At 64.1% G+C, this 24,130-nt stretch carries 15 protein-coding genes and 1 pseudogene; 4 read left to right on the top strand and 12 right to left on the bottom strand.

The genetic code is table 11. The features are described 5' to 3' along the window. The first annotated feature begins 44 nt into the window (after nucleotides 1-44). Both HDA40_RS27720 and HDA40_RS27715 read left to right on the top strand, forming a co-directional pair. On the top strand, nucleotides 45-1,172 hold the full coding sequence (locus HDA40_RS27720) for a hypothetical protein (protein WP_253760735.1): 1,128 nt from the start codon (nucleotides 45-47) through the stop codon (nucleotides 1,170-1,172). A 109-nt stretch (nucleotides 1,173-1,281) separates the two neighbouring features. Continuing rightward, nucleotides 1,282-2,418, top strand: coding sequence for a chymotrypsin family serine protease (locus HDA40_RS27715; protein ID WP_253760734.1), 1,137 nt, complete (start codon nucleotides 1,282-1,284; stop codon nucleotides 2,416-2,418). Here the strand turns inward: HDA40_RS27715 and HDA40_RS42695 are convergent. After that, nucleotides 2,408-3,187, bottom strand: a complete 780-nt coding sequence (locus HDA40_RS42695; protein WP_443671303.1) for an SDR family NAD(P)-dependent oxidoreductase — start codon at nucleotides 3,185-3,187, stop codon at nucleotides 2,408-2,410. The genes HDA40_RS27715 and HDA40_RS42695 overlap by 11 nt on opposite strands. Further along, nucleotides 3,184-3,555: a hypothetical protein gene (locus tag HDA40_RS27700; protein ID WP_253760733.1), complete on the bottom strand. Its 372-nt coding sequence runs from the start codon at nucleotides 3,553-3,555 to the stop codon at nucleotides 3,184-3,186. Before HDA40_RS27700 ends, HDA40_RS42695 begins: the two co-directional genes overlap by 4 nt. A gap of 833 nt (nucleotides 3,556-4,388) precedes the next feature. Here HDA40_RS27700 and HDA40_RS27695 point away from each other — a divergent pair. Beyond that, nucleotides 4,389-6,371, top strand: a complete 1,983-nt coding sequence (locus HDA40_RS27695) for a WD40 repeat domain-containing protein (RefSeq protein ID WP_253760732.1) — start codon at nucleotides 4,389-4,391, stop codon at nucleotides 6,369-6,371. Here HDA40_RS27695 and HDA40_RS27690 read toward each other — a convergent pair. From HDA40_RS27690 to HDA40_RS27665, 7 genes and pseudogenes are all read right to left on the bottom strand, one after another. Further along, on the bottom strand, nucleotides 6,346-7,065 hold the full coding sequence (locus tag HDA40_RS27690) for an IS6 family transposase (RefSeq protein ID WP_253760731.1): 720 nt from the start codon (nucleotides 7,063-7,065) through the stop codon (nucleotides 6,346-6,348). The genes HDA40_RS27695 and HDA40_RS27690 overlap by 26 nt on opposite strands. A gap of 160 nt (nucleotides 7,066-7,225) precedes the next feature. Beyond that, nucleotides 7,226-7,792 (bottom strand): suppressor of fused domain protein, encoded by a 567-nt coding sequence (locus HDA40_RS27685; protein ID WP_253760730.1) that lies wholly within the window; start codon nucleotides 7,790-7,792, stop codon nucleotides 7,226-7,228. A gap of 14 nt (nucleotides 7,793-7,806) precedes the next feature. Further along, a pseudogene (locus HDA40_RS42600) lies at nucleotides 7,807-8,040 on the bottom strand (GH-E family nuclease); the annotation flags it as partial. 287 nt (nucleotides 8,041-8,327) lie between these two features. Next, nucleotides 8,328-8,831, bottom strand: a complete 504-nt coding sequence (locus tag HDA40_RS27680; RefSeq protein ID WP_253760729.1) for a hypothetical protein — start codon at nucleotides 8,829-8,831, stop codon at nucleotides 8,328-8,330. Nucleotides 8,832-8,918: 87 nt separating this feature from the next. Further along, complete coding sequence (locus tag HDA40_RS27675; protein WP_253760728.1) at nucleotides 8,919-9,848, bottom strand: hypothetical protein; 930 nt, start codon at nucleotides 9,846-9,848, stop codon at nucleotides 8,919-8,921. A gap of 112 nt (nucleotides 9,849-9,960) precedes the next feature. After that, nucleotides 9,961-10,404 carry an Imm26 family immunity protein gene (locus HDA40_RS27670; protein WP_253763840.1) on the bottom strand — a complete coding sequence of 148 codons (444 nt, stop codon included), beginning with the start codon at nucleotides 10,402-10,404 and terminating at the stop codon, nucleotides 9,961-9,963. A gap of 30 nt (nucleotides 10,405-10,434) precedes the next feature. After that, the gene (locus HDA40_RS27665; RefSeq protein ID WP_253760727.1) at nucleotides 10,435-19,416 is read right to left on the bottom strand and encodes an RHS repeat-associated core domain-containing protein; all 8,982 of its coding nucleotides are present in this window, start codon (nucleotides 19,414-19,416) and stop codon (nucleotides 10,435-10,437) included. A 1,098-nt stretch (nucleotides 19,417-20,514) separates the two neighbouring features. Between HDA40_RS27665 and HDA40_RS27660 the strand changes: the two genes are divergently transcribed. Then, nucleotides 20,515-20,964, top strand: coding sequence for a transposase (locus HDA40_RS27660; RefSeq protein WP_308197839.1), 450 nt, complete (start codon nucleotides 20,515-20,517; stop codon nucleotides 20,962-20,964). Between the two features lie 12 nt (nucleotides 20,965-20,976). On the opposite strand, the gene HDA40_RS27655 is transcribed toward HDA40_RS27660, so the two are convergent. The 3 genes from HDA40_RS27655 to HDA40_RS27645 form a co-directional block, all read right to left on the bottom strand. After that, on the bottom strand, nucleotides 20,977-21,831 hold the full coding sequence (locus tag HDA40_RS27655; RefSeq protein WP_253760726.1) for a hypothetical protein: 855 nt from the start codon (nucleotides 21,829-21,831) through the stop codon (nucleotides 20,977-20,979). A gap of 96 nt (nucleotides 21,832-21,927) precedes the next feature. Beyond that, nucleotides 21,928-22,299: a hypothetical protein gene (locus HDA40_RS27650; protein WP_253760725.1), complete on the bottom strand. Its 372-nt coding sequence runs from the start codon at nucleotides 22,297-22,299 to the stop codon at nucleotides 21,928-21,930. A 632-nt stretch (nucleotides 22,300-22,931) separates the two neighbouring features. Next, nucleotides 22,932-24,053 (bottom strand): ABC transporter permease, encoded by a 1,122-nt coding sequence (locus HDA40_RS27645; protein ID WP_275978314.1) that lies wholly within the window; start codon nucleotides 24,051-24,053, stop codon nucleotides 22,932-22,934. Between the last annotated feature and the right edge of the window lie 77 nt (nucleotides 24,054-24,130).

The following is a 24,130-nucleotide window of genomic DNA, read 5'->3' as shown; positions in this document are numbered from 1 at the left end:
GGCACAATGGTGGCCAGCAGCCGATTCTGGGGAGGACAGCCGCAGTGGCCCTCGACGTCGATCCGGAAACGATCACCGACAAGGCGAGCCTGGGTGCGCAGTTGAGCGCGTTACACAGCCGCCGCAATCGGGCCATCAGGCTGCTATCGGAACAGTCAGGCTACTCGCCCAACCAAGTGCGCAATCTGATACGCGGCGCGAACGTGCCTCGCGATACAGATCAGTTCGCCGGGCTGGTTCGTGCCATGGGCGCCGATGCCAGCGTCGTTGACGCCTTCGTCCGGGCGGTGCATCGAATTCGTGCGGCGAACGCTGACCGATCCGCCGCGCCTGCCGAGCCAGACTCGGCTGAGCCTGAGCTGACGCCGCCGTCCCACGAGTATCCGGCCCTTGTCGTGGCGGAAGACCCGTGGGGCGATCCGGGCATGGCCGGGGTCGTCGAAGACCGCGTACGCAGACTCCACGAGGCGTACGAGGAAGGCGCGAACGATCCCAAATCGGTAGCGTTGCCCATTCCGAAGACTCGCATGGAGCGCCAGAAGCGGCGGGCGACCATCGGCTCCCTCGTGGTGGCGCTGTTGCTGACTACCACGGCCGTCTGGATTTGGAGCGTCATCGAAGAACCGCAACCGACCGCTCAGCCGCCCGCGGCGTGGCCGACAGGGATCTTCGATGACCATCCACTGCGCCCGACCACCAGCCTGACGTCGGCGTCTACCCCCACCACGTCTGGTCCGACCAGCGCAGGCCCGAGCCGGTCGATCAGTCCCACGACAGCCAGCACGGAGAAATCGCGTCCGGCCGTGAACGTCACCACTGGCGCACCAGCGCAGCAAAGCACCCCCACAAGCGGCAACGCTGGGCAGAACCCGCCCGCATCACCGGTCTGGCATTACCCAATTTCGGTCTCGGCCACTGAAGGCGTGTGGGAACGCGTCGCACCAAACACCGGTGCCACTGCGGTCGCATCCCGATGGCCTGGCGACGTACTGGAGATCGTTTGCCAGATCAACAACGGAGATTGGGACGGCACGAACTACAACCCATCCAACCGCACTCAGCAGTTTCGGACCTGGGACAAGCTCAGCAACGGCCGCTGGATCTACGACTTCTGGGTCGACACTCCGCCGGTCGCAGCGGACGGCTACTCACCAGGCATCGCACACTGCTGAGACGTGGCAAGACCAGACGCTCATCGTGTCCCCAGAGCGTCCAAATTGCGCACCATGCTGGGGTCAATTGATCTTTCTCTTGCGCTGGTAGCCGGCGACCGTGGACAGCATGAAGCGACAGATCATCATTGCCACTGCGTCCGCCGCGGCCGCGATCGCTGCCTTGGTCGGCCACGGCATCGCCGTGGCCGATCCCGCCTCCACCGTGCAGGGCACGCCGTTCGCCGACGCGAACCTGCGCGACGAGCCCGAAGGAGCGGTCATCGGCACCGCCACCGCAGCCAGCGTCTACACCGTCACCTGCTACCGGGTCGGCGATCACCAGGTCGCCGGAGCGGGCGGAACCAACCCCTACTGGGATCGGGTCACCGACAGCGCCGGCAACGAGGCTGGCTGGATCGCCGACGTCTGGCTGGACACCGGCGCTGACATCAACACCCAGGTCGAACCGTGCGCCGCCACCAACCCTCTCGGTCGCCTGCACACCGACACCACCAACACGCCCACGACGTCAACCAGTAACTACGCAGGTCAGCTCTATTACGCCGAGGTCGGCTCAGGGATCACCTACGCTCGAGGAGAATGCACTACCGGATTTGCTGTCACAGGTCCCGGTGATCGCAGTTACCTCGTGACCGCTGGGCACTGCGTACTCACATCGGGGGGAGCGGTCTACGGCAAGGAAGGCGGGTTCCTGAACGGCGGCGTTGATGACTCCAGCAAGTTCGGAACGTTCGCCGACGTCGACGCTGCTAGCGATGTTGGGCTCATCGCCGCCCCGGCTGACCCGCGAGTAGCAGACGGTCCCACCGGCGGCCGCTTCGTCAAGTACGCGTCGGGCGTCGCCCGTGATCTGCGTGTCGGTCAGAGCTTGTGCGCGTCCGGGGCAGTCACCGGTGTTCGATGCGGACTCGAAATCGTCGCTCTTCAGACGGACTACCTGAAGTTCAAGGGCATGATCAAGGTCAAGGTGCCAGCCGGAACGGTGGGCGCATGCCACGGGGACAGCGGCGGGCCGGCGTTCGTGGTGGATCCCGTCCAGCCTGGGCTGGTCCTCGCGGTGGGAACGATCACCGGCGGCAACCACAGCAAGGACGACGGAACCTGCTCCGACTCGACTTCAGAAGACCCTCAGTACGTCTACATCAGCCCGATCCAGCCCGCACTCGATCGATGGCATCTGGCTCTGCAGGCGACCGGTGCCGATATCGTGCCGCTGCCCCCGGCCGGGCCAGTCATTGCGTGATCACTAACACGACCGTCACAACCACACCAAAGACGCGACGTTGGGTACCCGCTACCACGGCTTCTCTCGGCGACCGGTCCACAGGTCCCCGCTGGGCCCGTCGTCTGGAAGCGTCGCCAGCCATACGGTGTCGGTGGCGGCTGCCTCGGCGGTGATCGTCTCGATGCCGGGGAGCGCCATGCGGGTCTGGATGGGTGGGGGCGCGACGGCGTTGACGAGTACGCCGGTGCCGTCGAGTTCGGCAGCCAGTACCCGGGTCAGCGTGTTGAGGCCGCTTTTGGCGACGCGGTAGCTGACTCCCCCGTTGGCACCGGGTCGCGGTGGTGGCGGCGAGACGGCTGGAGATGGTGACGATGCGGCCGTAGCCTGCGGCGATCATGTACGGGGCGGCCGCGGCGACGCACCGCCATGCCCCCATGAGGTTGGTGTCGACGATCTGCTCGACGCGCTGGAAGTCGGGGTGGGGGGCCTTCTGCCCGGCGTCTCCGACGATGCCCGCGTTGTAGATGAGGACGTCGATCCGCTCGTGCTGCGCCATAATCTGGTCGACCGCAGTGTTGACGGAGGCTTCGGATGTGACGTCGAAGGTCACCGGGCGGATGGGCAGTCCTTCGGCCGCGAGAGTGGCGGCGGCCTGGGTGACGAACGCAGCGTCGCGTCCAGACAGGTAGACCTTTTTGCCCTGCTGGGCAAGTGCCCTGCACAGGGCGTATCCGAGGCCGCGGTTGGCGCCGGTAACCAACCCGACCCGACGGGAGGCGGTGGTCATCCGCGGCTGAGCCGGTTGGTCAGTTCGCGGCCGCGTGGTCCGCGCCGGCGAAGGCTCCATTGGAGATCGCGCAGGCGGCCGTCGTTGCGGGCGGCTCGTGCGGTCTTCATCAGCGGCTTGGCCTCCCATGCGAATGTGCCCGCGGCGAGGAAAATGCCGCTGCGGACGGCGGTTTCGGCACGGCGTAGCAGGTGAGTGGCGCGGTCGCACCCCTTGTCGGCAGGCATCGCCTTCAGCGCCTGAGCGAACCACTGGTCGGCGGTCTCAGACTTTCGTAGGTCGAGGTAGCACGATCCTGCTTGCGTACAGTATTCGGCGGCGTCGAAGTAGCCGATCCAGTCTGGATCGCTCGGGCAGTGTCCGACCATGGGCCGTCCTCAGGCTGCCAGTACATGACGTTGAAGTCTTTTCTCAACATGCGCCCCAATATTTACGTCGATGATCGACGATCCGTCCTGGTAGCTAGACGCCGGCCGACCTTAGGCGTGTTGGCGACCCCCAACATTTGCGGCGCCTCTCTGCGCACCAGGACTGACTCTTTGCCGGTCGCGACTTCGTCGGTGTGCAGGTCCGCGACGGTAAGGTTAAAGGCCGTCAAATCACCGTGCAGGACAAGTCCTGCTGACGTGGTCATCGAGCGGCATCGCGATCGCGTAGGCGACCCGAGTGCGGTGTTCTCCACGAGCACCGGAAGCCGCAGGTTGATCAAGGCCGCCCGTCCGGGAAGCAGGGTCAGCAGGCCAGCGTGAGATGGTTTCCGACGTGACCGAGTCTTGGACAATCGATGGCGAGCCGGCTGGGCCGCCGACGCAGCTGCCTGAGCGGGTCCGGGCCCGGATCGCGGACGGGCAGCTTGAGATGTCGCTGGCCAGCACGTCGGGGCGATCTCTGACGTTGGCGACCAACACCCAGCGCGCGATGGTGATCCTGCGAGGGTACGAGTCTGACGAAGGCGAGCACGCCGCCACACCTGGCGCCCAGGGTTACAGCGGCGGATATGTGCTGGCCAATGGGCAGCACGACGAGTACCCCGACGAGGACACCGTCCCCCTTGCAGAGGCTCAGGATCGTCGCCTCCATCGTCGTGACAGGGGCGGCGCCAGACGGCACGGTCTGGGTGGTCGACCGCTAACCTCCGGGCGCCGTTGCCCCGCGGTCAGGGGAACACCTGTACGTCGGCCGGGCCGTATGCTGCTCGCTCATGCGGATCCCTGACGCAACACCGATCGTCGTGACTGCGATGCTCGGACACCGGTCGCAGTGCCTGTCTGTGGCTGAGGGCACTGTCCGGCTGTGGGACCCGTCAAAAGGCCCTTCGTCGGGGACAATGTTTGCTCCGCAGACGTCGTTCGGTGGTCCTACCGCTGTTGCGATCGCCGATTCGCCGGACGGCCCCTTGGTGGTCGGCGGGTCGGCCGGCTACGGCTTGTGGCGGTGGAATCAGACGACCGGCGAACCGATCGGGACGCCGATCACGGACTGGGCGATGCGTGGCATGCCGTCGCGCCTGCCGATGGCCGTGGTCGCCGGTTCGCCGGGTCCGGTGATGGTGGTTGGCTGCGACGACGGCTACCTGCGGAGCTGGAACGCCGTAGACGGTAAGCCCACCGGCGAGCCCTGGCCGGTACACGATCAGCCGATCTGGTCCCTCGCTGTGGTCGACGGCGGCGGCGCCGGCCCGGTATTGGTCAGCGGCGCAGCGGATGGGCTCGTGAAAGCCTGGGATCCGGTCACCCGCCAACCTGTGGGTACACCGCTGGCGAAATGCGGTATCCCAGTTGCCGTGTTCTCAGTCGGGCCCGGATTGGTCGGCGTCGCCAGCGCCAGCGGCAACATCCACGTTGGGGATCTGTCGACCGGACGGCGAGTAACGAAGAGCTTGAGCACGGGTTGGCAGCCGGCGCCGGGACAGCCGTGGTTTCCCGGCGATGTCACGTATGCCGGTGGGCTGCTCGCTGCTGCGGTCGTCGACACCGTGCACCGGTGGGATCCGTTGACCGGCGAACCAACTGGTGACCCGATCGCCGTGGGCGACCGCGTCAGCGCGCTCACCACCGTCCACCAGGAGAACGGAGGGCCGATGCTGCTGGCGGCAACGGAGGACACACGCGTGCAGCAGTTCGACCTGGTCACCGGCCGGCAAGTCGCGCCCGTGGTGCATCCGCACGCCGGGAACCCTAATCGTGTCGACGTCGTACGCATCGGCCGCGAACAGATCACGCTGGTAGTCGAAACCCGCAGCCGAATCGCTAGCTTTGATGTACGTACGGGACAGCTGTTAGGCGTCCTCAGACGTATGGGTTGGTTCGGTGTTGCCGTCGCCGGGCTTGCCGACGGCAGCACAGTGGTCGTGGGAGCCGATGAGGACGGCATCGTCCGTGTGGCCGCACCCCGATTGACTGTCCACGACCCGACGCCGGATGAGACGCCGATGACGATCTGGGATGTGGCAGCGGTGACCTTGCCCGATGGGCGAATCGTGATCGCTGGTGCTGGGCATGACTGGCTTGTGTATCGGTGGGACGCTGCGACCGGCCGATCGCTGGGAGAACCGTCGGCTGGCCATCCCATCAGCGTGAAGGTGGTGGCCGCCGCAGTGGTGGACGGTGTCGCGACGCTGTTCTCCGGCTGCGAAGCCGGACAGGTACGCCGCTGGGACGCGGCGACCGGCCAACCGATGGGCGAACCACTTGCCAGCGGCCTTGACCATATGAGCGGTTTGACCGTCGTCCGCGCCAATGCCGGGCAGCACATCCTCGTCGGGTTCGACCTCGACGGTGTCGTGCACTACTGGGACGCCGGCACCGGCGAGCTGATCTGGTCCGGCGACCAGATGACCCCGATGTCGCACCTGCTGCACACCTATCAGGACCGGTCAGGCCACACCGTCCTCGTCTATGTCATCACCGAGAGCAGCGTCGGCGAAGGACTGGGGCGCTGGGACGTCGAAGCCCGACGTGTCATACCAGAGCCGCTGCCGGACGGCACGTGCGCGGTGTACAACGACGACGACCACATCATGCTCGCCCGTTGCACCACCGACGGCGCGCTCATCATCGAACCGCTGGACCAGCCTCCGTCTGCGCCAGCCTCAAGCCCATCGGGGGGGCCGTTGCGTTGTGGGATCGGTGGACGTGGTGAACCCTCGGGGTCGCCGGTCAGATCGCTTGGGCGAGTTCGGTGAACGCAGCGGCGACCGGGAGAGCGGACGAGCTGTCGGCGGTGAGTTCGTAATGTCCGCGGCGCAGGTTCTGCATGAAGGCGTGTCCGGCGATGATCACTTGTGCGGTCTTGTCCGTTCGTAGCCCGCGCATCGGTCGCAGCCGGTGTTTGAGCTGGCTGTGATCAGCCTCGATCGGGTTGTTGGCGTACCGCTCGACGTGGTGCCACGCCGACGGGATCAGCTCTTCGAGCACGGCTGGGTAGACCGCGGCGGCGTCGGTGACCACTTCGGTGGGCGTGACCTTCAGCGTGGACAGCGCACGGTGGAAGAGCTTACGGGCCGCGGCGGCGTCCCGGCGGTCCGAGACCAGCACGTCGATGATCTGCCCTTGCTGGTCGACCGCGCGGTACACGTATCGCCACACCCCGTGGACTTTGACGTAGGTCTCGTCGACGAACCACCTGTCGCTTGGCGAGTGCCGGCCGAATCGGGCGGCGTCGGCCAGTAGCGGGATGAACCGCTGCACCCACCGGAACACGGTCACGTGATCGACCTCGACGCCGCGTTCGAGCAGCAGTTCCTCAACGTCGCGATAGGAGAGATTGAACCGCAGGTACCAGCGGACTGCGACCACGATCACCTCGGCCGGGAACCGGAACCCGGCAAACGCCGACTTCGGTAGCGAACAGGTGCGCGGACGGGTCGATGAGTTCACCGCTCAAGTCTCCCTCGATCTTGCCAATGGCCAATGCAACGGAGCCGATGAAGTCGGTGTCGGCCCATCGTTCAGCTCGACATGGACGTGCGGCCGGGTAAGCTGCTGATCCCCTATGAACGCGACTGAGGTATCAGCAGCCCAATGCCGAAGGGTCCCCCTAAACCATTGAGGGACGAGACCACTGCACGAGGTCAGGATCCTCGTCGGCGAGCTTGTCTTCGAACTTGCGCCACCCTTCTTCAAAAACCAAGTGCGCCTCAGCGTGGGTTATGGGCACCAGCCACGGAATGAGGATCTCGTTCCCGGAATCGTCGACGGTATCCGCGAACTCCTCCGGTAGATAAACCGGCATAGCGGTGTAGAGCGCCTCCATCGCTGTGTCGGGCACAAGTCGACCGCGAGGGCCGAGCACGCGGCCACGAAGGAACGCGCGATCGCCAGAGATTGCCTCAAGTCCCACTTGCTGCAACAGAGCAGGAACATAGTCGGCCGCTTCATGCGGGGCAATCATCAGGAGCTCCTGCCGAAACCGTCGCCCAGAGATATCGGAAAGCAATTCTCGCCGACTCAAACCGAGGGTTGAAAATGCTATTCCGCCAGCCACAGAGCCGACATACCGAACAACCTGGAACGGCATTGGCGTATCGTCAGCGTCGGCATTCCAGCCGACCTTTATCAGCCCGAGATGGTTCTCGAGATGGCTGACCAGCGCACTCCTGCTCACACTCACTCGCTTCATTAGTCGTCCGGATGTGTATAGTAGAAACGGCTATCGTTGTCTTGTCCCGATCTGTTATCCGAAATGCACTCAAGTCCGACGTCTGAGTTGTATTCGTCGAGGACCACTTTCCGGGTCGTCTTCGGGTAGAAGGTACGGTTATGCCAGGATGGATCATGGGATACATCCCAGTCACGCCGGTCGCCTGAGAACGGGGCGACAGTCACCGTACCCGCGCAGGTTTCACCCTGAGTCGGGCAGACCTTGCCCCCAGCTGGGTCATCCTCCGCATCATCCCACGCTCCGCGAAGCGTGTTGCGGCGCCAGCTGCCTCGGCTCGTGAGCTGACCCTAGCCGTAGGGCACGAGGTCTTCGTCCTCATCCCCGGTGCGATCACCTAGCCCGGTAGGTAGGTCCAGATCCCGTATGGCTGGCGAGAATTGCGCCCGCCAGCCCCACCAGATCGGCGGCGAGACGGGAGCGGTCCACTGCGCCCGCTCCGCAGCCTCGACTCGCCCATTGATCCCTAGATCGTGGTCCGCTACGCCGGGCGCGCCACTGCGGGCAATGTGCCCGTGTTCGGCGCCCACATGGCTTCCACCGCGGCCGCGAACTCGACAGACGGCTTCCTGACGTCGACCGATAGCCCGTCCCGGCTCAGCCGAGCACGCGCGATCGACTGCCACCGAGACACCACCAGAATTATCCAGCCGGCAACGCCAGCCAACAGCGCGACCGCAAACGCCCACCAACTGCTTCGGTGTTCAGCCGGCCCCGCATAGCTTGTGTCCGCCGCGTCAAGCCCGACCACCAGAAACGCCAGCATGAGGCCGATGAGCACAAAGCCGGCCGCCATCCGCAGGTAGCGCAGTGATCTGCAGCGAGTACAGAAGGCCCACCGTGGGGCGGTGACGACCCTGCGCGTCGCGGCGCGGACGGCAACGAACACAATGCCGCCGAGCGGGATCAGCGCCCCGGTCCACGGTGCCGGTGCCGACTCGATCGCGACCGAAGCGGTCAGCTCGGCCTTCGCTCCGTGGCGCACGCACATAGGCGCTGTGGCACCGCCTGCCACAACGCCGACAGGAATTGCGCAATGCAGCGTGGTCTTCCTTAGTGGAGACAATCGGCATCATGCTTCGGCGGTCGCCGAAGCATCACGATCGATGAGGATATTGGGGGGCTTCAACATGTAAAGGTTGGGCTGTCCAGGTGGCAGCACGGATGCGAGCTCTTGGAAGATCTGCGACGCCGCACTCTCGTCATAGTCCACGAAGCGGTCGGGTTTCGACTGGAGCCACAGGGCTCCGTTCGGAAGCTGTTGGACCTTAGCGAAAGCTCTGGACTTCGCCAGCGATTGGCGACCACCGAGCCGGGCAGCGGCCTGGGCCGGGATCACGGTGAGCCACGCGTACCCCCGGGAGGTCATGCTCGCTCCGGCGAGGATTTCGGCGGGCCTGAGCCCCAGAGCACGCTCGAGGACGGTTTGGTTCGTGTCCTCGAGCCACGAGATCTCGCCATAGACCACGTCCCCGAACTGGCACACGTCGCGCAGCACCGACGTCATCGTCTCCTGACCAGCCGGCGAATCGATCAACGACTGGTCACCCATGGTCAGCAGATCAAGCCACGTTTCGTCACCTACCGTGATCCGACGGCACGTGATCTGGAATATGCCGTCCGCCTGATCATCCTGCCCGTCAACGTCATCGAGCTGAACGGCGGCCAGCAAGGGCAGCCCTGCGAGCTCCTCCAGAAAATCGCTCCAGCTTTCAAGGTTCAAGAAGCGATCAGGGGTGTCAAAAAGCTCCTTGCCCGCGACCTGCAAGATGCCGCGGACGGTTCCGGGAATGAGCCGCAGCGCCTCCGGCCCGGAGGCGCGCCGCTCAGGTTGGTTCACTAGTCGAGCTCGGAGTCCACCGCCGAGGCGCTCGAAGGATAGATCGAACCATGTTCGCGCAGCCTCGACCGCTCGCTGCTCACAACTCGTAACCCGGATGCTCAGCAGAAGCCGCGGCTTCGTCGAGCGGCCGTACAGCCCAATGTCGTCCCAGCCAGCCATACCCACTCATCTCACGTGCTCAGTCTTACCGTGCTCCGCAGCGGCGGCTTGGACCGAACACGGCATTACATCATCCGCGTCGGCGATCTCACGCCGACCGACGACTCCCTTATTACGGATTCAGATCGCGAAGGATCTCCGATAACAGGGTCTGCAGTGCAAGATCGCCGTAGAAATCGTTCTTCGGCAAGGCGAGATCCTCTGCCCCTGCTTTGTACTCCGCAATAACTTCACTCGGATCACGGTCATCGTAGACCACCGTATAGCCGGCCTTATGATCGCCGCGAAAGAATTTTGTGGACGGCCACTGATCGCGTTGCCACCCGGGCAAGTTTCCGACGAAATGCCATACGTCGTTCACAATTGGGAAGTCGCCGAATCGGGCTACAAGAATTGCCTGACTCGGAACGAGGCCCGGGGCGAGCTCAACCATTTGTGCCGACGACGACGGCGGAAAGAAGTGTCCGACCGTTGCACCGGCACGGGCGTGCCTAGTGACGACACATGCAGCGTCTTGTCCATTGCGGAGGGGAACCAGAAAGACACTCCCCTCCACAATATCTCTACGTCTCACCAGCTCGTTTCCTTAGCATCGTTTGAGCCATGCCTCAGCGGCAGCTATGTATTTCGCGCGGTTCTTATTCCCCAGACCGATGGCGCGATTATCACGCAACATCGGCGTGTACCAGTTTTCGATGATCTCCTCAAGTCCCCGAATCTCATCATAGTTGTCTGTTCTCGCGAGGACGACGAACCGCAGGCTGCGACCGTAATCGGTGTTATGGCGGCTTTCTCGGACCTTCAAGTCGTTGGTGCGCCCTGTTCGCATGACAGTGCCATGATCTGAGATCAGGGCGTAGATGCCGCCGCGGGGCAAGGGCGCGCCAGGGCTGCCGCCGGTTGGTATCCCACTGCTCGCGAGCTCCTCGACCAGGTCCGCCAGAAGGCCAGCCCTCGCCTCCGCCTCACATTTCGAAGGATCTTCAGGTCCACCTGCACTAGCAGCGACAGCTGACGCCATCCCCGCGACCACGGCGTTTTGCGCCTGGCTGCCGTCGGCTTCTGCGTTGAGGATGGCGGGGATGGCGATGGCGATGGAGGGCGTGACGCTGTTTTGTACGTACTGCCCTGGCGGAGTCGCCGATACGGTGGACGGTCGCCAGACGCTGATGGTGCTTCCCGCGGTCGGGGTGTAGTGGCCGGCGGTGAGGTTGGACGCGCTGGCGGGGGTGAAGGTGCTGGGCGGTGACGCGGTTCTACCTTCGTCGATGATGCGCTGAATCGTGGTGTCGGTGGGGAATGACTGCTGAAGTTTGTTGACAATGTCCTGGGCGGAGTAGCCGGCCTTGACCAGATCGAGGATCATGAGCGTGCTGAGGGTGTATCCGGCCGTGAGGATCTTGCTGATGATCGACTTGTCGGCGGCGTCGCCGAAGCCTCCGGTCGCGGTGATGACGGCGGCGCTGGCGAACAGCACGATCGCCAGCAAGACCATGCCTTCGGCGAGGCAGAGGTCTTCGGCGCAGTGGCCGGATGGGTCGGCGAGGTTGACTGGATTGGCGTTGCCGTAGGCGTACCGGTTGGTTTGGGTGACCGGGTCGGGGGTGAGGATGAGGCTGTCGCGGCTGGTGAAGGTGGCTTGGTTGGGGTCGTACCAGCGGGCGTGCGCGTTGATCAGCCCGGTGGTGGGGTCGGTGTAGCCGCCTTGGAATCCGGTCGGGAGTTGGCCGGTGGTGGCGTAGGTGTCGCCGTAGGGGGTGTAGCTGCGGGAGGCCAGCAGGGTGCCGGTGGTCGGGTCGACGGCGGCGGTGGTGTCGCCGTGGATGGGGTCGGTGACGAGTTGCCTGCTGGTTCCGCTGGTGTTGTCGGCGATTGCGGTGCCGGCGGTGTCGCGGGCGATTTTTGTGGTGCCGCTCGTGGCGGGGATGTCGTGGGCGTCGTTGGTCTGGTCGGCATAGCCGAAGGCGCTTGAGTTGCGTTGGCTGACTCGGCCGAGTGCGTCGTAGGTATAGGTGATGGTGTCGGTGCCGTCGGCGGCCTGGAGCGTCTGGTCGAACGCATCGTTGGTGTAGGTGATCGCGTGGGCGCCGGTGGTGCTGGTTTCGAGGGTTCCTCTGGGTGACCAGGTGTTGGTCAGGGTGGGTTCGCCGCCGCCGGTGGCCGATGTCAGGCGGTTGCGGGTGTCGTAGGTGTAGGTGCGGGTGCCTGCGGCGCTGGTGACGGTGGTGCGGTTGGAAGTGTTGTCGTAGCCGTAGGTGACCTGTTGGGTGTCGGGCCGGGTCCAGGTTGTGACGCGACCGAGTCCGTCGTAGCTGTAGGTGTTGGTTCCTGCTCCGGCGAGGCCGGTGGTGGTGCGGGTTTGCAGGAGCCCGTCGAGCGTGTAGGTGAGGGTGGCGGACGCGACGGTGCCGCCGGTGGAGTTGTTGAGGGTGTCGGTGGTCAAGTCGCCGCGGTTGTTGTAGGTGTAGTGGCGGCTGGGCTGGTTGAGGCCGTAGCTGGTGTCGGTGAGCTCGCCAAGAGTGTTGTAGGTGTTCGTGGCGGTTTTGCCGGTCAGTGGGTCGGTGATGGTCTTGGTTCGGCTGGCGTTGTCGTAGGTGAAGCTGGTGGTGCCGTTGCTGTCCGTGCGAGTGGTTAGGTTGCTTTCGGCGTCGTAGGCGAACGTGGCCGTGGCTGCCGGGCTGGTGGTGCCGGCGAGCAGGCCGCGGTCGTTCCACGTGTAGGTGATCGTCCCGGTGGGGCTGCTGGCGCTGGTGATGCGTCCGAGGGCGTCGTAGGCCAGGACGCGGTCGGTGGTGGCCGCGCTGGTGCCCGTGCCGGTCTCGGTGAGCTGGTTACCGAGTCCGTCGAAGGTGCGGGTGCGGATCACGTTGCCGGGGGCGATGTCTTTGATCGGCTGGCCGGCTGCGTCGTAGACGGTCGTGAAGGTTCGGTCGGCGGGAGCGGTGGTGGCTGGTTCGTTGACGTCGGTTATCAGTCCCCAGCTGTTGCGGGTGTAGTCGGTGGCGTTGCCGTTGCCGTCGACTGTGCGGGTGTGCCGTCCGAGTGCGTCGTAGCCGAGGTTGACGGTGATCGCGGTGCCCGGGTCGGCTGGGTTGGTGCGTTGGGTGATCGTGGTGGGTTGGTCGTGGACGTCATAGCCGTACTGGGTGATCCGACCGTCTGGGCTGGTGACGGTGGTGCGGCGATCGGAAGCGTCGTAGGTGAACGTGCCGGTTCGCAGCGGCGGTGACAGGGTTCCGCTGGTGACGGTGTGGTCGGCGGTGGCGCTGAGCCGCCCGGCGGTGTCGTAGGTGTAGCTGGTGGCGCGGGTGCCGCTGGTGATTTGGGTGGTGATCTGGCCAAGCTGGTCGTAGCGCAGGTCGCGGATGACGCCTTCGCCGTCGGTGATCTTGGTGGGTTCACCAGCGCGGTTGTTGGTGAACTGAGTGGTGTGCCCGGCGATGGGGCTGGTGATGCTGGTCAGGTAGCCGGCGTCGTCTCGGCCGTAGGTGGTGGTGTAGTAGAAGGTGTCCGGGCCGCTGCGTTCGACCAGGGTTTGGGTGACCAGGGCGCCGAGGTTGTTGTAGGTGGCGGAGGTGCGCCCGCCGGTGGGGTCGACCCTTTCGACGAGTTCACCGGATCGGTCGTAGGTGTAGATCCACTGGGAACGACCTTTCGGGCCGGAGCCGTCGGGGTCGGGAAGTATCTTGGTGACAGGGCGACCGTATAGGTCGTAGGTGTAAGAGGTCTGCCGGTTCAGTGCGTCTGTGCTGTCTTTGACCTTGCCGTTGGGGTAGTAGCTGGTGGTGGTTGTGGCGGTGATCGGTAGCCCGCCCGGTGGCGTATAGGTCGGCAGGGTGATCGTGGTGGGACGGCTCATCTGGTCGTAGCCGACGGTGATGGTCGCAGAGTATGGATCGCGCTGCTGGGTGAGGTCTCCGAAGGTGTCGCGGCCCAGAGTGGTGACGGGTCGAAGGTTGTCGGTGCGCACTCCATCACGCCACACGGTGCGGGCTGGTTCGGTCACCGTTGCCGGGCTGCCGTTGGCGTCATAGGTGAAGTCGGTGACGTTGCCGGACGGATCGATGCTCTGACGTACGAGGCCGCGGGGATCACGGTGGCTGAAGCTGGTCAGCGAGGTCGGGTTGCCGCCGGCGTTGTCCACTGTCGTGCTGGTGATCCGACCGAGCTGATCGTAGGTGTTGGTGGTTTGGGCGGCAGGCTGCGTGGCCCTGGCGTATTCGACCCAGACTCGGGAGAGGGCACCGCCCCAGCCGTTTGCCGGTTGACTGTCGCCGATGCGGACATAGATCGTCTTCTGACTCGCGAGGAGGCTGGCCAGCGGCAGGGCGAAAGTGTCGCGGTTGGAGCCGTCGCGGATGTCGCGGGTCTCGCTGCGCCAGGTGGTCCATGTTTGGTTGTCGGTGCTGTACTCCAGCAGGTACTGGTTGTCGACTTCCAGGGTGATGGTGCCGTTGGCGGCTTCTTGCGGGAAGGTGAATTTGTAGGTCATGGTGGCGGCACCGTCGGCGTAGCGGCTTCCGGCGCCGTCGAGCTGTGATCCGTTGTTGTTGCTCAGGTATGGCGTTTCGGCGGTCCGGCCGGTGACAAAGGTAGCCCCGCTGGTTTGTCGCTCGGTGATGACCTTGCTGGCGCCGTTATAGCGCAGCACCGTCGAGCGGGCGATGCCGGCATGGTCGAGGGTTTCCTGCACGACGTTGCCAGCGTCGTCGTAGTCGATGTCGCGTACGATGCCGCCGGCTTCGGTCACCCGGATCAGATTGGTGCCGTGATCATACTCGTTCTCACGTAGCACGACGGTGGACGTGATGTTGCCTTGCGGATCGCGGGTGACACGATTCTCGGTAGCCAGCAGCCCGTCATCGAAGTAGGTGTAGGTAGTCTCGCGGCCGTTGGCATCGACCTTCGACGCGAGCTGCCCTGCGGGATCATATGCCCGCGATTCGATGACCAGGCGGGTGGCCTGAGAGCTCGTCGGGTCGACGCCGGCGCCGACCGCGGTGGTCTCGATGAGCCTGCGGGCGTCGTCGTAGGCGTATTCAAGTTTGAGGCCGCTGGGCTGCGTCTGCCAGGCAAGGTCACCGGCGGTGTTCCAAGCCTGGCTGGTGGTGACATTGTCCGGGGTGGTGGTGGACAGCAGACGTCCAGCAGTGTCATAGGTGTAGGACCAGGTGCGGGCCGGGTCCCCGCCGGTGATGTCGACAGTCTGCTTTTCTGCCAACAAGCCACGGCTGTAGGTGTAGGTGGTCTCAGCGGTGTGTGTGATGCCGGTGATCGGGTTGGTGACCGCAGGCCCCGTTTCGACGCGCACGCGTGACGCGCCATCGTAGGCGGTCGACGTGGTGCCGTAGGTGACGGTCGTGTCGCTGACAACCGCACTGGTGGTCTGGCCAGTGGCGCGGCCAAGCAGGTCCCGGGTGAACGTGGTGGTCAGTCCGAGCGGCTCGGTGCTGGTGACCATGTTGCCCTTGGCGTCATAGGTGTAGTCGGTTCTGCCGCCGAGTTTGCTGACCTTCTGTATGAGCATGCCTGCGGGGACGGTGCCGCCGCCCACCGCGGCCTCCGTGCCAGCCGCATAGGCGAAGGTTTCCGTCGGGAACGCCGTGGTGCCCGCTGGCTGAGGATAGGTGATCTTGGTAATGCGGCCACTGGTTGACAGGTCGTATCGGATCCGGTTCTTTGGATCGAGGTCCCAGGCGTTGCGCGTGCCCGACTGATAGATGATCTTGTCATTTCGGGGATCGAGAGGGTTGGCCGGGTTGAGGTAGTAGCCCGCTTCGGAGAAGTGCCACGCCCCGGCTTTCTTCTGCGAGGTCATGACCACATTGCCGCGCGCATCGCGGGACATTCCTGTGAGACGGCCATTTGCGTCGGTGTAGGCGTTGACGAACCCATTCGCGTCGTATCCCCAGCTAGCCGTCCCGGCGCCGTCTTGACGGCTAACTAGACGGTCGCCGCGGTTAGCGTCGAACACATAGGTGATGGTCTCGCGGTCCGTGGCCGACAGGCTCACACTGCGAGTGCCGTCGCCGATCGCTGGCTGGGCGATCGCCCAGGTCGCCCCGTGGCGGTCCTGGAGAGTCGCCAAGCGGCCGGTGAGATTGTCATAGCTCATCGTGGCGATGACCGCATTCGCGTCCTTGATCTGCGACATCCGATGGCTGGCGACACGTGTTGCATAGTGAGCGGCGACCTGTGTCGGGCCGAGCGGATGACGGTAGACAGCGATGTCGTCCAGTTGCCCGGCGAACGGGAAGTATCCCGTGCCTGCGGCGGGCCATCCGGTGCTGTAGCCGTATCCGAACGCCGCTTTGGACATGTCCAGTTGCGCTACTGGGTTACCGGTGAAGCCACCCACGGTGACTCCATCGAGGAATAGCGTCTGCGCGTCAACGTTGACCGAGAGCACGACATGGTGCCAGGCACCGTCGTCCACCCGCGCCGCGGAGACCATTTGCGTGCCGCCGGTCGGGGTCCAGAACTTGCCGTGAAGCTTGAAATCTGTACCGACATACAGGCTCGGGCTGTAGCGCGCGGGTGTTGTCCCAAGCGCGGTGTTCTGAATGCCATATAGAACACCGTTCTTACCTGATGCGGCTTTGAACCACAATTCTACGGCGAAGGCCATTGACGGCGTGGTCAGGTGATCTGGCACTGATAGCCGGCTTGATTTGGTGCCATCGAAACTGGCCGCTGCATCCGAAGTGCCGGCGAGCGCGCCGGCCTGATTGAGAGTGACGTTGGCATAGGTGGCGGCCAGCTCTCCTGGCTTGCGAGCGGCGACGTTGGCCGCAGTGCCTCCACTGGTCTCCGACAATGGCCAGTATGCGAGCGGATTGTCGTCGAGAATCGTGGATCGATAGTGCGAACCGTCAATGACGCTATATAAGGCGCACGCCTCGGTCGGGCAGAATACTGCACGAAGCCGACCGCTCAGATAGACGTACTCCCAGAGCGGCTGGGTTGCGCCTGCCGCAGGCCGGTCAGTGGTTACGAATTGCACTCGGTTGTTTGTCCACGTCAGGTACAGGCTGCGGCCACTGACCACATCCTTGATCGACGACACCCGGCCGCTGGTGTACAGGTACTGCTGTTGCAATCCGTCGACGCTGGTGATCGACGTAAGGTTTCCAGAACCGTCAAAGATCCGCATCTCGCCGCTGACATCCCGCAGCGTCCAAGTGCTGGTGCCTTTCACCAACGTGATCGCGACTCCCGGTGGCGGGGCGTAGGTGCCGTCGGCGTTACGGCCGAACCGCAACTGCCTGCCGCTGGCCAGCGTGGCCACAACGTTGCCACTGCCGTCGCTGTCCACGGTAATGCGCTGATCAAGCGGTGTCGTCCAGCCAGGTCCGAACGCACCCACGCTGCCGCTTGCCCCAAAACCGCGCGGATCCTGAGAGTTGTAGGTGCGTTCGATCCGCAGTGGCAGTCCTGGGGTCGCGACGCTTGCATCGACGACGGTGGTCGAATAGTTGCCGACTTGAGGATTGACCCCTGGCACATCTGCGTTGTCGTTCGCTCCGGCTAGCTGATGGGTGATGGCTGGCTGCGCAACGATCGGCGTCAGATAGAACGGGCCAATCAACGGCGTCATGTTCGCTCCGTCGAACAGAGCCACGTACCAGAACGATGTCTTTGACCACGACAGCACACCGGCTGGCACTGACCATGAGGAGTTTTCGATCCAGTTCGACTCCTGGCAGCCGACCGGTGCTGCCGCGGTGCCGTTGCACACCCTGAACCAGTAACGCGGGTCGCCTGGCGCGCTGTCGGCATCGAAGTATTGCGCGAACAGCGACGGTGTCAGGGACCCTGATTGGGCGTTGTTCGGTGGATACCACGACACCAGCTCTGGATTTGCTGCGGGCAAGACCTGGAAGTCCACGTCGAAGGTAGGGATCTTTCCCAGTGCGTCACTGTTGAAGTCGACCCCTGAGGCGTTACGCATCGAAATTCGTAACCGATATGTGCCAGCGGCGAGTGCGGGAATGCTGAGGTGAACTCGGGGTATGTCCAAAGGCAACACATTGCCGACACCCCAGCTGCTGACGTTGGACACCACCGTCTGGACGGTTGCCCCCGTGCCCAGGTTGATGATCTTCCCGGTCATCGCATAGCTGCCGGACCAGGTGTTGAACCCCTGGTTCTCCGCCACTACGTCTATACCCCCAGCAGTCGTGGGAGTTACGGGCGGGGTGAACTTGGAGTCTGGGAGCAGGTACGCGGCGCCTTCGTCAGAATAAGACACGTCCAGCCACGGCTGCTTCGAACTTTCGGCGCTGTAGAAGATCTTCTGGCTGTTGCTGTCGGTGGTCGAGCCGCGCAACGCGAACCCATACCAGGGCTCCTGGAAATGTGTCCACCGGGTGAAAGTCTTGAGACCCTCCGGCTTGAACGAAATCCCCTCATACCCGTCGGGGTTGCTGGCGCATTGTCCTCCACGTGCGAAGGAACTGGTGGCGACGAGGGGACCGTAGGGCGGACCTGGCCATTTGAACGTCGCCGGATCACCCTCGGTGAAGGAGTACGTCACCGGATACACGTTCAAGGCCGACTTAGTGCAGTTCAGTGCCCAGATCGAGTAAAGGTTGAGCGTCGCGCCAAGGATGTACTTGTTATGCAGGGCCGTCTCGGCGTCGGTGAAGCGGATGTAGGTGGCCGCGTTCTCGCCGTCACTCCAATGGCCCACATTGAGCGTGGTCATCGCCGAGTTGTCGCGGTTTGGCCAGGTCTTACTCGACACGAAGGTGTCGTGGATGAACAGATAATGGGTGACGAAGGACGGGTCGACGATCACGGGGAACTTCCGCGAAGGGTCGGAGATCCACTCCCGGTCAGCGCTGACCTCCAGCGACCACCGCTGGCCATCCTGGACCAGCCGATAGTGAACGTTGGTCGAGTGCGGACCCTGGTTTGTCTTCCAATCAAACGCCGCGTCCGCCATGAATCCGGGCGGGATAATCGCGCGAATCTCACCCTTGGCGTCCCGGAACTCGACACGCCCTGACTCCGACACCAGAGTTGGCGTCAGCCCTCGTACCGTCAGCGGGAACGTCCAGGTCGTGGGCGCCGAAGCCGACTTGAGGATGATGCTTTCCTTCAACCCGCCGTTGGTCACCTCCAGCTTCAGGTCTGATGCCGTCCGAACGTCACTGAACATCGCAGCCGAGCCCGACGGCGTCGCCTGCGACGAGGAGGCGCCGGACACGGAGAACCCCAGTTCGACGTCCTGCAGGTTCATCGAGGCTAGCTGCGGATCGGACGCAGTGGGAGCGATAGACAGGTCCATCGCAGCTTGTGGCCTCCACCGTCCGCCTGGTCCCGTGGCCAGCCGGGTGTCGACGTCGACCCATCGTCCAGAGGCGTCTCGGGTGTACCGGGGACCAGCAAACATGCGGATCGTCTTGGTGCCGTCGGGGTTCAGGAACGTCGTGGACGTCTCCGTCCGCTGGTCGACCAACTCCCTTGCGCTGCCCTGGTCGAACACCGGCGGCGTTGGCGCCGACTGCACCGGCGATAGCTTCTGCTCGGCGACCGCGACGCCCTTGCCGTCTTTGGGCTGCACTCGCGGAATGGTCCCCGGCGGGCAGTTCACGCACTGTGCGCCATCCATGGGCACCGGATCGGGGTACTTTCGTTCAGGGCCGACAACTCCTGTGAGTCCCGGTGGTGCGGGAGGAGTGCCTGGCTCACCAGGGTCGGCGTCCGTGGACGCAGCCGTAGCAGTATGTGATCTGCCCGCAGCCGAACCGGTGGCCTGTCCGGGCGCCGCGCGAGAACTTCCCGCCGGATCACCCGACCTCGCGGAACTCGGCGATGGAGTCACGACGATCATGCCAGCGACCAGAACCAGTGACATCATCGCCGCGAGGGCAGGCCGCCCGCCGCTGCGTCGCTCACGAGCGAGGTGCCGCGCCACGTCGCGTGCGACCTCCGGCCGCGGAACCTTCAGCCGACGAAACTTGGGAGGGTGTCCGTGTCTCATCACGCTTGACGGCTCTGCAGCCGCCGCTCCGCTTCGAACCGTCGCGCTCACGCGTCCGAGTGCCCAACTGAGCAAACCATGTCCGCGAGTAACCACTGTGGAATCACTCCCCCGTGATCGTCCAGATGTGACGCACACGATCGCAGAAGAGATCGATCGTTACAAGACCCTCGGGGGACGGGCTGTGTGGATGCCCGCCGCGACAAATCACACGGAAACGATCATCGCCGACTCCTTCACGTCGTTCCGCAGCCCGCCTTCGCGATGGCCGGACCTGCCACATGCCTCGAACATGCGTTCGGTTCATGGGCGGCGGCGTGGCGGCCGGGACCGGCGGCATGTCGCCGCCAAATCGTTATGCCCTCGACGTTTGGGAAGGTGCGGGCACTTGACGCAGCATTTGAACATTGTGCGTCGCGTTGTCTCGGCCCAGACGGCGCGTGTGCAGCTGCAGCCTTGCCTCCCCATCGGGCGACTGTTGGGTTTACCAGCTCGGGACGGTGGGCAGGTCCACAACGCGTCTGCGTGTGGCAAGTGGATACGTTTCGAGGAGCGGCTCGATGGCCGAGTGGATTCTGGCGGCTGACCCTCCGTAGAAGTACAGCGCGGTCTCCCGCGGACCTTCCCAGACAGATTGCATCCAGCCAGCCCGGCTGAGCTGCTGTTCGGGAGTGGGAGCTGCGCAACCGCCTGACCCCCCGCGCCGACAGCCCATCCGACCGGCACCTGGCCGAACTGCAGACCGACCTGAGACTGCTGCCCAAGCACGTCCGCGAACCGATCCTGGCCGCGTGGAACACCAAGGAAGACCTGCTCGATCTGCTTGCCCTGGCCCGCAGCTACCCCAGCCGAGGACAGATCGTCGATGCCCTATGGCAGTTCTACAGACGCCGCGGCCAGTCCGGCCTGCCCGAGCTCGAACGGCTCGCGATGACAGTGCAGACCTGGTGGCCGAAGGTCCTGGTCTTCCTGCAGACCGGGATCACGAACGACGGCAGCGAAGGCACCAACCGGGTGATCAAGACCGTCGCCCGCGCTGCCTACGGGTTCAGAAATGCCGCCAACCAGCGGCTACACACCCGCTGCGCGACCACCCGACGCGCCCGAGGTCACCTCGACCCCCGCTAAGTTCGTGAGCCCTCATTTGCCGGCCAAGATGCCTGCAACCAACCTCGTCCGCCTATCGTAATACTCCTTGACTCGCTGAAGCGCCTCAGCATTCTCCTCAAGTAGCTGGATTTCATACGCGGTCCGCAAGGCAACAACCAACGGAAGGTAATCGGTCTCCGCCTTACAACGGACATCAGCGGTCGCGGTCTGTACTTCACTTGCGCTCGGATTGCTGGTTGGCCAATTGGAATCAGTCGCCGCGCTCTCTGGCGAATCGTAGACGTAGCCTTTGTCTTTCATGCAGTCCGACCAACGCCTGGCCATGGCGAGGTAGCGACTGTCGTTACGGGTACGGGCCACCGCTTCATCCGGAAGCCTGAAGCTCTTGCTAAAATCTTGGACAGATGGCGCCTTCTCTGCCATGGACTGCTTTACTTCAGCGGAACACTGGCTCATAGCCGGCGAGGGCGAGTACTGCTTCTCCTCCGGAATCGGCATCGGCTCGCCATGATAGCCGAACTGCTGAGCCTTCGATTCGTCAACTAGTCCAAACGAATTGTCGCGCTGCTTCTGGACGTACTCGTTTACGGCCACGGAATAGGTTACTGATTCGCCCTCTAAAGAGGCTCCGGCCTTATGCATGCAATCACTCATTAAAAGGTCCTGAGCTTGCGCGTCGAGAAGCTTCTGCTCTGAACTTAGCCGGTAGGCGTCGAGAGGCAGCGAGATACTCGACACTGAACTCACGGGAGCAAGCACACCAATGCTCGGTTCGATAACATTGGACTGCGTCTTCTGGTCGTGAGATGAACATCCCATCGACACGGAAGCACTCAAGAAAATCGCGGTCAGCCCGCGCCATCCAAGACGGTTCACAGTAGCCATACCCTCTGCATCGAAATTGGACGGTCGCCCGGCCATTGTACGACTGGGCGACCGTCCAGGTTGACCAATTGTCAGCGTGGCGACGTGAATTGCGACCTAGTAGGTGTAGCCCCAGGCTGACGCTGTGCCGTCTCGCTGCACCGCCTGAAGCTTGTATGCGTAGTAGCCTGTACCGCGCCAGTCGTCTACGCCGCACCCTCCGGATTCGCCATCAGGATCGGGCACGTCGACGAGACTCCCCTCTTGCATGATGAAGCGACCGTAAACGCCAATGCCGTTGGCCTTGTCATCGCAGCCGAACAGCACGTCGTTGACGTTGTTGGTGGTGGCATGACCGAGACCACCCGAAATGTCCATTCTCCCATAAGCAAACGCCGGTGATTGCAAGCCTGCCATGGCTAGGGTGGCCACCACTCCGGACACAACTGCTGCCCGGAGACTCCGTCTTACAATGGGCTTGGTCGTCATACCCGCCTCCAAACGGTATAGATGATGACCCTGCGGGGGATGGTGTCATCACCACCGTCCCCCGCGGCGTTGCCAGTGAATCTAACAACTCGGCGCCATCGAGCGCAATGAGTTTCGATCTTGCGATTGCTGCTACGCCGATCTGCTCGCCGGCTGCATCGCCGACCGACCTGACAGGACAGACATAACGGCACCAGCGAGCCCGGCAGAAGGTCAGCGGCGGGCCGCACAGCTAGGCCGCTGCGCAAATTTGCTCTGTGCCACCTGCTTTCCGTCCACTTTCTACAAACGCGCTATCGACGCCAGGTCACCTCACCAGATCCACGACGGACAGTGTTGGCCCACCAGCATCGACCTATGCAGCGCGACCGTTCCCGGCCCGTGTCGCGCGAGCTTGATGGCGTAGATCCAGGAACCCGGCGGAGACCGAGTCCGCTGCTCTACGGCGCCATGTTGGTGGCTCGGGACCCACCGCGCGGTCAGGCGTGGCGATGTCGTGCCTGCAGCACTATGCGGCAGAGGCTGCCGATCGGGGCTCTGGTCCCAACTGCTGGCTTGGCAGTTGCGATGAGTCGCACGCGCTGCGCTTCCTCTTGGCAAGGAGGCTTCGCGGTGCGTTTCGGCGCTCGAGCCTACCGGCGCAGAGCCTCGACTGGTTCGATCTTCGTTGCGCGAATCGCTGGATAAAGTCCGGCGATTACACCTACCACGGCTCCGGCCAGCGGGGCCGACACTGCCGCCCACGGCGGTAGGACCGCTGTCCAGTGCCGGGCGATGGCGACGGCGAGCACTATGACGACGCCGAGGCTCGATCCGATCAATCCGCCGAAGGACCCGATGAGGGCGGACTCCGCCAGGAACTGAGCGGCGATGTGGCGAGCACGTGCGCCAAGCGATCGCCGTAGACCGATTTCGGCGATGCGCTCCATCACGGCGACCAATGTCGTGTTCGCGATGCCCACCGCACCGACGACCAGGCTGAGGGCTGCCAGTAGCAGGAAGAGCGCGTCGAAGTCTCCGGTGACGTTGTGGCGCAGGGTTTTCGGGTCGGGCGGTGCGATGATCTTAAAGCTTTCGGGTGCTTCCGGTCGCAGGGCGACCGCGAGTTGGCCGGCAACGACCGGTGCGGCGCCCAGTTGGGTTTCCACGAGCATTCGGGCTGGTTGGTCGACGGGCGGCCCGTAGGCGGCCAGTGCCGTTGACGTGGGGATGATGATGCTGAGCAGCAGTTCGGGTACTCGCTGGAGGTCGTCGAAGACGCCGATCACGGTGTAGGGAATGTCGTTGACGAAGACGGCTGGAAGCGCGTCCAGGCGGCGAATACCCAAGCGCTGCGCGGCGGCTCTGCCTACGATCGCCACTCGTGCGCCTTGGGCTTGGTGGAAGCCGTCGAAGACTCGGCCGGCGGTCACATGCGGTCGCATGGCTGCTATGGCACCCGGATCTGCCGCATATAGCGCAAGACCCGAACTGCCGCCGGTTTGGGTCGGCGAGCCGGCGATTCGTGGATTCTGCACGGGCAGCGCCCAGTAGACACCGCCGTCGACGACGCCGTCGACCTGTCGTACTCGGTCGCTGGCATCGGCAGGAAAACTGAGGGTGGTGAGGCCGGATGCGTCGGTTCTGGCCACGTCTTCGACGGATACCGAAGTCGCGGCCAACGCAGTGAAGCGTTTGTCGATCTGACCGCCCGCGGTGGCCGAAAGTCCCACGACGGCGATGAATGCGCCGATGCCAAGCACTGTCCCCAGCATGGTGAGAGCGGACCGTGCGGGCCGCTGCAGCACACCAGTCAGCGCCTCGCTGAGCAGGTCCCGCAGCCGCAGCCGGG

The sequence above is a fragment of the Hamadaea flava genome, assembly GCF_024172085.1.
In the GTDB taxonomy this organism is placed as follows: Bacteria; Actinomycetota; Actinomycetes; order Mycobacteriales; family Micromonosporaceae; genus Hamadaea; species Hamadaea flava.
This window is presented reverse-complemented; position numbering and strand designations above follow the sequence as displayed.